General features: G+C 39.7%; 9 protein-coding genes and 1 other annotated feature. Of the genes, 8 read left to right on the forward strand and 1 reads right to left on the reverse strand.

All coding sequences use genetic code 11. The annotated features are described in order from the left end of the window. Positions 1 to 324 precede the first annotated feature (324 nt). Positions 325 to 2592, forward strand: coding sequence for a protein translocase subunit SecDF (gene secDF / locus AC3WOM_RS09855; protein ID WP_492446506.1), 2268 nt, complete (start codon positions 325 to 327; stop codon positions 2590 to 2592). 149 nt (positions 2593 to 2741) lie between these two features. On the opposite strand, the gene AC3WOM_RS09860 is transcribed toward secDF, so the two are convergent. Further along, positions 2742 to 4394: a methyl-accepting chemotaxis protein gene (locus AC3WOM_RS09860; RefSeq protein WP_492446508.1), complete on the reverse strand. Its 1653-nt coding sequence runs from the start codon at positions 4392 to 4394 to the stop codon at positions 2742 to 2744. 319 nt (positions 4395 to 4713) lie between these two features. Continuing rightward, positions 4714 to 5006 (forward strand) — a binding site (T-box leader). A gap of 101 nt (positions 5007 to 5107) precedes the next feature. Here AC3WOM_RS09860 and AC3WOM_RS09865 point away from each other — a divergent pair. From AC3WOM_RS09865 to AC3WOM_RS09895, 7 genes are all read left to right on the forward strand, one after another. Then, positions 5108 to 6481, forward strand: a complete 1374-nt coding sequence (locus AC3WOM_RS09865; RefSeq protein ID WP_492446509.1) for a chorismate-binding protein — start codon at positions 5108 to 5110, stop codon at positions 6479 to 6481. Beyond that, positions 6481 to 7512 (forward strand): anthranilate phosphoribosyltransferase, encoded by a 1032-nt coding sequence (trpD, locus tag AC3WOM_RS09870; protein WP_492446511.1) that lies wholly within the window; start codon positions 6481 to 6483, stop codon positions 7510 to 7512. The genes AC3WOM_RS09865 and trpD overlap by 1 nt, the downstream gene beginning before the upstream one ends. Next, positions 7509 to 8303, forward strand: coding sequence for an indole-3-glycerol phosphate synthase TrpC (gene trpC / locus AC3WOM_RS09875; protein ID WP_492446512.1), 795 nt, complete (start codon positions 7509 to 7511; stop codon positions 8301 to 8303). Before trpD ends, trpC begins: the two co-directional genes overlap by 4 nt. After that, on the forward strand, positions 8300 to 8914 hold the full coding sequence (locus AC3WOM_RS09880; protein WP_492446514.1) for a phosphoribosylanthranilate isomerase: 615 nt from the start codon (positions 8300 to 8302) through the stop codon (positions 8912 to 8914). The genes trpC and AC3WOM_RS09880 overlap by 4 nt, the downstream gene beginning before the upstream one ends. Continuing rightward, positions 8914 to 10125 (forward strand): tryptophan synthase subunit beta, encoded by a 1212-nt coding sequence (gene trpB, locus AC3WOM_RS09885; RefSeq protein WP_492446516.1) that lies wholly within the window; start codon positions 8914 to 8916, stop codon positions 10123 to 10125. Before AC3WOM_RS09880 ends, trpB begins: the two co-directional genes overlap by 1 nt. Next, positions 10122 to 10913, forward strand: a complete 792-nt coding sequence (gene trpA / locus AC3WOM_RS09890) for a tryptophan synthase subunit alpha (protein WP_492446518.1) — start codon at positions 10122 to 10124, stop codon at positions 10911 to 10913. The genes trpB and trpA overlap by 4 nt, the downstream gene beginning before the upstream one ends. Positions 10914 to 11284: 371 nt before the next feature. Then, the coding region (locus AC3WOM_RS09895) for an IS4 family transposase (protein ID WP_492446520.1) at positions 11285 to 12410 on the forward strand (1126 nt) is incomplete at its 3' end.

The following is a 12410-nucleotide window of genomic DNA, read 5'->3' on the forward strand; positions in this document are numbered from 1 at the left end:
GTGTAAAAATTGTCAAATAATAAAAGAATACTAAAAGTGTTGAATTGACACCAAGCGCAACCTGTTTCATAATGAGTGTGTTGCGCTTTTTTTATTGAAATAAGTATTTTTACTGTCATACCTCTAATAGCTGTTATGAAAAGTAGAGGTTAAAAAGATAAATTTGCGCGTTATGAACGATTGAAATAAGTAGAGCAACCTTTTTGAAGCACAGGCTACATTATTCTACAGGAAAAGGAGGAATAGACGTTTCAAAAGGTCTTGCTATTATACTTGTTTGTAGTGTAAGGAATGCCCTTACACCTATTCGAGGAGGATTTATAAATGAAACTAAAAAGTCGTATAGTTGCATTCGTATTGATTTTGGTGCTCTTTACAGCAGCCATTAGTACGACTGTAAACGGCGTCTTAAAGGACATTAAGCTTGGTCTTGACCTACAGGGCGGGTTTGAGGTTCTTTATGAGGTAAAAGAATTAAAAGAGGGACAAGAAGTTACACCGGGTGTTTTATCGGCAACTGCAACAGCACTTGGTGAACGTGTAAATGCTATCGGGGTAAGTGAACCGAGTATTCAGGTTGAAGACAAAAACCGCATTCGTGTGCAATTAGCCGGTGTTGAAGACCAAGAATCAGCACGTAAATTATTGTCTACTTCTGCAAATTTAACATTCCGTGATGTCGATGATAATTTACTATTAGATGGTGATGACCTAAAGCCAGGTGGAGCAAAGGATTCCTTTGACCAGCAGAATCGCCCAATCGTTTCATTAACATTAAAAGATGCGAAAAAATTTGCTGATATTACAAGTAAAATTGCCGCTAAACCAGCAGGTGAAAATTTACTCGTAGTATGGTTAGACTTTGAAGAAGGTGTTGATTCATATAAAACTGAATCACAAAAAGCGAAGCCTCGTTATGCATCTGCTGCAACAGTTAGTCAAACATTAAATACAACAGATGTAATGATTAGCGGGAACTTCACAGTTGAAGAAACAAAAAATTTAGCAGGTATATTAGATGCTGGTGCACTTCCAGTAAAGCTTGATGAAATTTATTCTACGTCAGTTGGTGCACAGTTTGGTGACCAAGCACTGAAAAGTACCGTTTTCGCTGGTATTGTGGGTGTAGTATTAATTTTCTTATTTATGCTATTCTACTACCGTTTGCCTGGTTTTATTTCTATCATTACACTTGCCATTTTCACTTTCTTAGTACTTGTGGTTTTTGATTGGATTAATGCTGTTTTAACACTTCCAGGTATTGCAGCGATTGTGCTCGGTATAGGTATGGCTGTGGATGCCAATATTCTAGCGGCTGAGCGTATTCGTGAGGAACTACGAGTAGGCCATTCAGTAAAACAAGCATTCCAAATTGGCTCGAAGCAGTCCCTATCAGCCATTATCGACGCGCAGCTAACTACATTATTAGCAGCTGCTGTATTATTCCAATTCGGGACAAGCTCTGTTAAAGGGTTTGCAACAACATTAATTATTAGTATTTTACTAAGCTTCCTAACAGCTGTTTGGGGATCTCGAGTATTACAAGGATTACTTGTAAATAGTGGCTATTTCAACAATCCTGCGTGGTTTGGTATTGCGAAATCGAAACAGCATAGCTTAGATGAAAATATCGGAACATTAGATTTATCAACGAAATTTGATCGTTTTGACTTTGTTCACAATCGTAAGAAATTCTACACATTCTCATTAGCTATTTTAGTGGCTGGTTTAGTGGTTATTGGTATATTCCGACTAAACCTTGGTATTGATTTCTCAAGTGGTACGCGTGTGCAAATTGAAGCAGATCAAACGTTGACGAAAGAAGAGGTATCCAAATATATAGATAGCATTGGCTTCTCATCTGAGGATATTATCTTAGCAGGAGAAAAGAGTAACTCTGCAGTTATTCGTTATAAAGAAGATCTATCTCAAGCGGATATTTTGAAATTCAAAAAAGAAGCGGGCGAAAAATATGGTCATGAGCCTGGGGTAAGTACAGTGTCGCCAACTGTTGGTAAAGAACTTGTGATTAACGCGATCAAAGCTTTATCACTGGCAGCTCTTGGTATTATTATCTATGTAGCGGTTCGTTTCGAATGGCGTATGGGTATTGGCGCAATTGTCTCGTTACTACATGATGTATTCTTAATTGTTGCGGTATTTAGTTTTATGCGCTTAGAGGTCGATATAACATTTATTGCGGCGGTACTGACGATTGTTGGTTACTCCATTAATGACACGATTGTTACGTTTGACCGGATGCGTGAAAACTTAGATCGATATGATACGATTAAGGACCGTGAAGTGTTAGCGAATATCGTTAATAAATCATTACGTCAAACGATGGGTCGATCTGTGAACACCGTGTTAACAGTTATTATCGTTACAGTGGCACTTCTTATTTTAGGTGCACCATCGATTCAAAACTTCTCAATCGCGTTATTAATTGGTTTAATAACAGGTATGTATTCATCAATCTGTATTGCAGCACAAATCTGGTATTCATTAAAAATTCGTGAAATGAAAAAATCAGATGGTCAGATTCACAAAAAAGAGAAGAAGCAATGGGGTACTGACGAGCCTGTTGTTTAAAATATGACTTTAAATTTGGAGCAGGGAAGGAAATTTTCTTTCCCTGTTTTTGATGATAAAAAAGAATCTGCATGCTTTCATTGGAAAGTTGCAGATTCTTTTTGTTTTGTCCATTAAAGTCTAAATTGTTGGAGTAAGGTTTGTAGCTGTTAGGCGTTGTCACTTAGTTCCTCAGCTACTGCATTGACCTGCTGCATTGTGGCTACTTGCTCCTCAACTGCCTGGGCAATAATTTGGGAGTTATCTGCTGAAATGCCTGCACCAGTGGCAATTTCTGTTATAGAGGCGGCTACTTCTTGAGCGCCAGCTGAAATTTGTTCCGAAGTGGCTGAAATATCTTCAATTTGGTCTGTGAAGTCTTGAACAGATGATGAAATAGCGTCAAAGGCATCGCCTGCCTCATATATTTTAGCTACACCATCTTGAACAGATGCTAAGCCTTCATTAACAGCATCCTCGACATTTCTTGTATCCTTTTGAATCTCATTTGTAATTGCGACAATTTGACTCGCAGATTGATTTGATTCCTCTGCTAGCTTTCGCACTTCATCTGCAACGACTGCAAAGCCCTTGCCGTGTTCACCAGCTCTTGCTGCTTCGATAGCGGCATTCAATGCTAGTAAATTGGTTTGCTCCGTAATGGCTGTGATTACTTTTGTAATTTGGCCAATATCTTCAGATTGCTTACTAAGTTTTTTTGTAAAATCAGCAATACGTATTGTAGCTCCAGAGATTGTATTCATCTGATCTTTAGCAGTTAAAATGGTTGCACCACCTGTATTGGCAAGATGTGTCATATTGAGAGCGTTGTGATGTAAGTATTGTGTAGCCTCAGCTATACGCTGTACACCAGATGCAGTTTCATCCATAGCGATTGTACTTTGCTGAGCTGAGCTGGCTGATGCAGTTAAGTGATTCGTTGTTTCTTTTACACGGTGTGCAATATCGCTTGACGTAGCTGTCACTTCCTCAGTGCTTGCAGAAAGCTCTTCAGAAACAGCAGATAAATGTGTGGCACTATCTTGAACACTTCCTATTAGCTTAGATAAATTTTGTTTTAACGTATTTACTGCTGTAGCAAGAATACCAATTTCATCTTTTGAGCTATAGTCGAGTTGGTCGATTGTTAAATCACCTTGTGCTAATGCATCAGCTGCATCGATTACCTGTCGTAGAGGTTGTACGATAGAATTTTTCACAAAATTCATAAAGTATAGTCCTACAAAAACACTTACAATAAGCAAGACAATGGAGATAATGATAGCTCTTGATACAGTTAAATCCACATTATGCTCAACCTTTTGAAGTTGTTCATTATGATATTCTAATAGCTCTTTTGTCAAAGCAAAGATTTCCCTATTATATTTTGTCACATCATTATTTATGTAGGATAATGCTAAATCAGGGTCGCCATTAGTAAAAGCTTGTATCGCCTTTTCGGAACTAGACAGTAAGTCATTTTGTAATGCAGTTACTTGCTCCATAATACCCTTTGTATAATCTGAACGGACGATACTAGTCAATTCTTGAATCGTCTCAGGCAATAGCTTTTCATATCTTTCTAAATTAGCTTTCGCCGTTTCATCTTTACTATTTAAAATATAGGAACGTAAAAATAGACCTTGAGAGGCAATTTGTTGCTGTATTTTTTCTGTTAATTGCATTTGAACAATTCGATGATTTAATGCCTCATCTATATCTCTCTTCGCTACTTTAAATTGCAGAAATGAGAGAATACTCAAAATCAGTAATAAACAAATTAATGAAATAAATCCTATATTTAGTTTTTTGCGAACGGACATTTACGTTCCTTCTTTCCTTCATAATATTAGAGAATAAATGTTCTGAAATTACTATAACTTGATATTTTTGCAAGGTCAATACTTGGGAAAAGTTTAAATTTAGGTATTTTTACTTCCTTTTTGTTGAATAGATAAAAGCGATTTTTACTAGTAATGCTTTTCATCATTTCATTCGTATTTTTTCTTTTTCTCAGAATTGATTGACAATTTTGTTGGTTTGGCATAGAATAAGGCTAACTTTTTGTTCGAACAATGGTAGAAGGTCTCGGGAGCGAGGCTGGCCATAGAACAGATGAGCTGAGTTTAGATAAGAATAGCTGAGAAATTGTTGAATAAGAATAGTAGTGTAAGTGTGCAATCTAGAGAGTCAGTGGATGGTGTGAACTGATTTGCAGCTTATGTGAATGGACTTATGAGAGTCGCTTATAATAAAAGCGAACGGCTTCCCTACGTTATAGGGGGTGCTTTAACTTTAATGACCATGCAGGTTAAAAAGTTAAAAGTCTTCGGACTATCTTTGTGTGATGGATTTCATGTCATGCTAGGACAGCACATAAGGGAGAGCAATATGCTCTAATATGAGGTGGCAACGCGGTCTTAATCGTCCTCTGCAATTAGGAAAAATCCTTTTTGCAGAGGGCTTTTTTTATTTTCAGCAACTATTTAATCAGTGATTGCATTCAGTAGAAATTTTGAAAAGGAGCTTGGTACTTATGCTATCTACGAGTTCAAGAACAAAAATGAAAACAATTAATGGTGATTCTTTAACGCCGATTTTAATTTTTAGACGCTTACAAGGTAATCATAAATTTTTGCTAGAGAGTTCAGCCCAGCATGAGGGTGCAGGACGTTTTTCTTTTATTGGTACTAACCCTAGAAAAACATATAAAGGTCAAGGAGATGAAATTCAAGAGTATTCCTATAAAACGGGAAAAACATATACACATAAAGGTGATTTATTTGTGTTATTGAAAAGATTAATGCCTCGCGTTTCCAATACTACGCAGTTCCCATTTTCAGGAGGTGCTGTTGGTTATGTAGGTCATGGGGCAACGTCAATTCCTTCTACTGTACAGGTGAATATGGAGCTGCCTGACGTGCATTTCCATGTTTATGAGACAGTTATTGTTTTTGATCATGTAACAGACGAAGTTACACTAATTCATACAAATATAGATGCAGAAAAAAAAGAACCAAATTTAGAAGAGCTAGCACAACAGCTTTTAAAAGGTAAAGAGGCTGAGGATACAAACTGTCACTATGCTCCAAAGGAATACTTAGCGAATGAACATTTTGAGAGCTCTCTTACTGCTATTAAAAATATTTTGGATGAAGAGACGGCAAGGGTTGTGCTTTCAAAGCGCTTAATAGCTGATTTACAAGGAGATGCTTTCGCTTTATATCGTCAATTACGGAAGAAAAATCCGGCACCCTATATGTATTATGTAGAATTTGAGGATCACATAGTATTAGGAACATCTCCTGAAAGCCTTATTCGAGTTAAGGGTGAGCGGGTTATTGCAACGCCAACAGAAGGAACGCTTCCTAGAGGTAAAACTAAGGGTGAAGACTTGGAGCAAGAACGAAAACTAGTGGAAAGCACAGAAGTGAGAAAATCTCATGCGGTACTAGTTTCCGCCATTCAGCAAGAGCTGCGGTCAGTGTGCTTCCGAGATTCGATTCAGGTGATTGAGGCGATGAAAATTGAGCGTTCTAAGCAAGCTTTACACATGACATCTAGGGTTGAAGGTCAAATTTTACCGATGCTTCATGGACTTGATGTCTTAGCTGCTACATTACCACCTTTTGCATCAACAGAAATTCCAAAGGCACAGGCCAAGGATTATTTGGATAAATTTAGTCAGGCTACAGGTGTTTTTGGCGGTGCCCTTGGGTTTATTGGCTTCAATGGTCATCTTGATTTTGCTTTAACAGGAAAATCAATGGTGATAGCCAATGAAACAATGCATATGCAAACAACTGTAACGGTTACGAAATATACAAATACCAACGAAATTTTGAAACAGTCAGAAGAGGAAGAACGAGATTTTTTACGGCTACTTGAAAAAGAAGGAGGTCAACATTAATGGAAGCTATTCAGCAAAAAGTACAGCAGCGCGAGCATCTCATATATGAAGAAATGCTGCAGGCAGCAAATTGGATATTCCAGGATGACACACCGAAGGAGGAAATAGCTAGCTTTCTAACAGCATTATCAACTAAGGGTGAAACAGCACATGAAGTAGCAGCATTGGCAACTGTTATGCGGTCATTTGCGCTTGATGTACCTGCAAAAGCAGGTGTATATATGGATAATTGCGGTACAGGCGGTGATGGTTTGAATACCTTTAATATCAGTACAGCATCTGCTTTCGTTTTAGCTGGAGCAGGTGTTCAAATGGCTAAGCATGGTAACCGCAAAATTTCCTCAGCATCAGGAAGTGCGGATGTTTTAGAAGCGCTCGGTATTCATACCGATATTACAATTGAGCAAACTGTTGAACTGCTAGAGACAGAGGGGATTGCCTTTTTATATGCGCCAAATGTGCATCCAAAATTAAAGCGGATTGGAGAGGTGCGTCGTGCTCTGGGTAAACCAACAATTTTTAATCTTGTAGGTCCTCTTACAAACCCAGTTTCATTATCAACGCAATTTACGGGTATAAATCGACCTAATTTTGTCATGGAGTACGCTTCGGTTTTACAAATGCTTGGACGTGAACGAGCGATGGTCGTTTCAGGACCACAGGGGCTAGACGAGGCGTCATTAGCTGGGCAGAATACCTTTGTCTTAGTGGATAAAGGAGACTTAATACCTTTTTCATTAACCGCAGAGGATGCAGGGCTTAGCTATGCGCCGCTAGAGTCAATCCGAGGGGGAAATGCAGATGAGAATGCCGTTATTATGCGAAAATTATTAGCTGGTGAACAAAGTGCCTACTTTGACACAGTATTATTAAATGCTGGTATTGGACTATTCAGTTATGGAAAAGCCGAAACAGTTAAAGAGGGCGTAGACATGGCGAGGGATAGCATTTTTAGTGGGCGAGCATTACAAAAATTAGAGGCAGTCGCTGCTTTCAGCGAGAAAATTAAAGAAGTGGAGGTTGGACAATGAATATTTTAAATAAAATTATTGAACAGAAAAAAATAGAGGTATGTGCATTACTTGAACAACCTGACCCACTTGCTTATTTTACAGAAAAGCCGCGATCATCATCATTATTTGTGCAATTACGAACATCGGAAACATTACAGGTTATTTCTGAGATGAAACGTGCATCACCTTCCAAAGGGCTTATCGCAGAAGGAGCAGATCCAGTTGCTCAAGCAAAAATATATGAACAAGCAGGAGCAGCCGCTATTTCTGTACTAACAGATAAGGAATTTTTTAAAGGATCCTTTGAGGATTTAGCTGCAGTTGCCGATGTTGTTCAAACACCTCTTCTTTGTAAGGATTTTATGATTGATCGTGTACAAATCCGATTTGCCAAAGCATCAGGTGCATCGATTATTTTATTAATCGTCGCTGCATTAACAGATGAATTATTACGTGATTTATATAACTATGCAACAGGTTTGAATTTAGAGGTATTAGTTGAAGTGCATGACCTTCAGGAGCTTGAACGAGCTTTGGCAATAGGAGCTCAACTGATTGGCGTTAATAATCGGGATTTACGTTCCTTTGAGGTGAGCTTAGAACGAACGCGTGAAATTACAGAGGCTTTCCCATTCGACGAGGAGCATGTGTTAATCAGTGAAAGTGGCATTTGGAACCAGGAAGATGCTAAAACGGTGGCAGCAATGGGGGCCAGTGGTGTTCTTGTTGGCGAGTCCTTGATGCGTAGTGGTGATGCAGGAGCCGCACTAAAAAGTTTACAGGTAAGCAAGGTGGAGGCATCCGTATGACAAAGGTGAAAATTTGTGGATTGAAGGAACAGCAGCATGTACGAGCTGCAGTAGAGACAGGAGCAGATGCAATTGGATTTGTCTTTGCCCCAAGCAAGCGCCAAATTTCTATTGAACAGGCACATCAATTAGCCAAATATGTACCAAAGGGTGTTTTGAAAATAGGAGTCTTTGTTAATCCAAGTGTGGAGGAACTGCAAGCCGCTGTAGAAGGTGTGCCATTAGATTATGTGCAGTACCATGGAGAAGAGACACCCGAATTTATCAGTCAGCAAGGTTATCCAGCTATTAAGGCACTTTCAGTTCGTGATGAAGAAGATGTTCGTGCAGCAGCTAATTATAATGTTGATTATTATTTATTTGATGCACCCGGCACCGATTTTAAAGGTGGGAGTGGTCACACATTTGATTGGACACTTCTAGAAATGGCAGGGATTCCGCGAGAGAAATTAATTTTAGCAGGTGGTTTAAAAGCTGAAAATATTGCTGAGGCTGTTTCTCTGGTGTCGCCCTATATGGTAGATGTATCGAGCGGTGTGGAGACAGATGGTATAAAGGACGAAGCAAAAATAAATGCATTTATACAAGCTGTAAAGAAAGGAAGAGCATAATGGTAAATTCAATTGCAAATAGCGTACCGACAAAGGAAGGTCGTTACGGTAAATTTGGAGGACAGTTTGTTCCAGAAACATTAATGACAGCCTTGCAGGAACTAGAGTTAGCTTATGATGAGGCAATGAGCAATCAGGAATTTACGGATGAACTAGCCTATTATTTACAACAATATGTTGGGCGTGAGACACCGTTGTACTACGCAGAAAACTTAACACAGAAGTTGGGTGGTGCGAAAATTTACTTAAAGCGAGAAGATTTAAATCATACAGGCGCCCATAAAATCAATAATGCCATAGGTCAGGCACTGCTGGCTAAACGCATGGGCAAAAAGAAAATTGTAGCGGAAACAGGAGCAGGGCAGCATGGTGTAGCCACTGCAACCGCATGTGCTCTTTTAAACCTAGAATGTGTTGTCTTTATGGGTGCTGAGGATATCAAGCGTCAACAGTTAAATGTATTTCGCATGGAGCTACTTGGTACAAAAGTGGAGTCTGTCGAAACAGGTTCCAAAACATTGAAAGATGCTGTTAATGCTGCACTTCGCTATTGGGTGACAAATGTTGAGGATACGCATTATATTTTAGGCTCAGCTTTAGGACCACATCCATTTCCAAAAATCGTCAGAGACTTCCAGCGTATCATTGGTATTGAAACGAGACAGCAAATTTTTGAAAAGGAAGGACGTTTACCAGACGCAGTTGTTGCCTGTATCGGTGGTGGCAGTAATGCAATTGGTATGTTCCATCCCTTTGTCGATGACGAAGCTGTAGCGTTATACGGTGTAGAGGCTGCGGGAAGTGGTATTGAAACAGGAAAACATGCAGCGGCTATTGCTGGTGGACAGCTAGGTGTATTGCACGGAGCATTTATGTATTTATTACAGGATGATAATGGCTTTGTACAGGAGGCTCACTCTATATCTGCCGGGCTAGATTACCCAGGAAAGGGTCCAGAGCATTGCTATTTACATGATATTGGTCGTGCTCATTTTGATTCGATTACAGATAGTGAGGCACTAGAAGGCTTACAGTTATTAAGCCGTACAGAAGGTATACTTCCTGCGTTAGAGAGCTCTCATGCTATCGCCTATACAGCAAAACTAGCGAAAACGATGTCTACAGATGACATCATTGTTGTATGCTTATCGGGCCGAGGCGATAAAGATGTTCATACAGTCCGTAAAGCATTAGGAGGGGATATATCATGACAACATTACAGCAGGCAATTGAACAAACAAAAATTGCTGGTCATAAAGCATTTGTGCCGTATATTATGGCAGGAGATGGTGGGCTAGAAACATTAAGACCAACAATTCTAAAGCTGCAGCAATTGGAAGTTACTGCTATTGAGGTCGGTATTCCATTTACAGACCCTGTTGCAGATGGTCCAACAATAGAACGAGCAGGTGAACGAGCTTTAGCAGCAGGTGTGACATTACGAAAGGTGTTAGAAGAGCTGGCCTCCTTTAGAGCTGAGATTCATGTACCATTAGTGGTTATGACTTATTTTAATCCTATTTTAGCTTACGGCTTAGAGGAGTTTGCAAAAGCTTGTGTGGCAGGAAGAGTAACAGGATTAATCGTTCCTGATGTTCCACTTGAGGAAAGTGCTATATTACAGGAGGCATTAAATCCTCATGGTATTGACATAATCCAGCTTGTATCATTAACAAGCCCACCTGAACGAATTACGCGTATCGCGGCTGCTAGTCAAGGCTTTGTCTATGCTGTGACAGTCAATGGCATCACGGGGGCTCGCTCAAGCTTTGCAGATGATTTAGCTGGCCATTTTGCTCGCTTACGTGAAGCAAGTGAAATTCCGGTTCTAGCAGGATTTGGTATTTCAACACCTGAACAGGTGGTTAGTATGGGGGCACTTGGAGATGGTGTCATTGTCGGCAGTGCCATTGTGACGGCATTACACGAAAATAATTGGCATAAGATTGAATCATTGGTGCTCGCTTCTAAAGGCGTACTAGAGAAGCCTACTCTTTAATAGAGTAGGCATAGTGTTGAAAAACTAAATGGTCAAGGGACTCTTTGTGAACACTACTAAGTCAAATGAAGGTGATTTCCGTTCCAGGCTACTCGCTTTGCCGCTGACGCTTCGCTTTCGCGCAGAGCAAGGCTTCCTGCGCTAGAGGAACGAAGACTAAGTGCGTCACGTCCTGTGACAATTTATCTGTGCGAAAGCGTAGCGACAGCAACAACGCCTTCGTGACCAACATCGTGTTGGCCTCAGTTTCTCGTCTGTCTCGCTATCCCACGGGAGTCGAGTAGCCCATAGCTGTCAACTTAAGAAATGTGTACTTCTTCTAAAAAGTGGTATAGATATATACAAAACTTTTTTTGGAAGGGGTGCTTTTGATGTCGACACCGAAACATATACAATTACTCCAAAAGCTATTTGAAGTCATTTGTCCTGAAAGAGTAGATGAAATAGCCAAAGAAACGGGTTTTATTCAAAGAAAGCGACTAGTCTCTGCGAGTGACTTCCTATCCTTATTGTTTCATGTCCATGGGAATTTAGCAGATTGCTCAATCCAAGAGTTATGTACAACCTTACAAATGAAACAAGCCATTTCCATTAGTCGGGCAGCCATGGATAAAAAATTTACCCCGGAAGCCACGGCTTTTTTACAACGACTCATTCAAGAATTCGTATGGGCACAACATCAACTATCTTTTTCTTCGCTCTCTCTGTCTGAACCATGGCCATTTACCAGTATTCGGGTACTTGATTCCACCACAGTTAGTGTACCAGATCGTTTTCAAAAGCGCGCTCAAAAAACCAAACAAGCATCCGCCAAAATTCAATTTGAATTGGATCTCTTATCCGGTCAATCGACATTTCTTCACGTTGCTTTTCACCGAATGAATGATGCGAAAGTAGGTGCCATGCGGATTCCGTTTCTGACAGAACATGAACTTTGTCTACAAGATTTGGGTTATTTTAACTTCGAACAATTAAAAAAAATCGAGGAAAAAAAGGGTTTTTTTATTACAAAAATACGGACAGATGCGTATGCCGCTTTCGAAAATCTATTTCCTTCCTATCACTCAAATGGTGAGGTTATTCAAAGTAGTCTTTATCATCGCATTGATTTCGTGGCACTTTGTAAAAAGTTACTACCAGAGGAACTTTTAGAATTAGAGGGTGTTTATTTTGGACGGGATGCTCATTTTCCAGCTCGTTGTATTATTTTTTCCCATGATGAGCAGGGGAAAGCGCAACACATCAAAAAAATTAATCGACGAGCCCAGAAATCAGGAAAGGTGCCCAAACAAGTGGTACGTGATTTAGCAGGCATTACGATTTATATGACGAATCTGCCAGAGTGGATATCTGCTCGTCATATCATGGAATTGTATCGCTTACGTTGGCAAATTGAGTTGCATTTTAAAGTGTGGAAATCTGATTTAGGCATCAACCACTTCAAAGTGATGAAGAAAGACAGGTGGCTTTGTCATTTATATGGGACCATCCTAGTTT

This window comes from Lysinibacillus sp. FW301-JW8 (assembly GCF_058788755.1).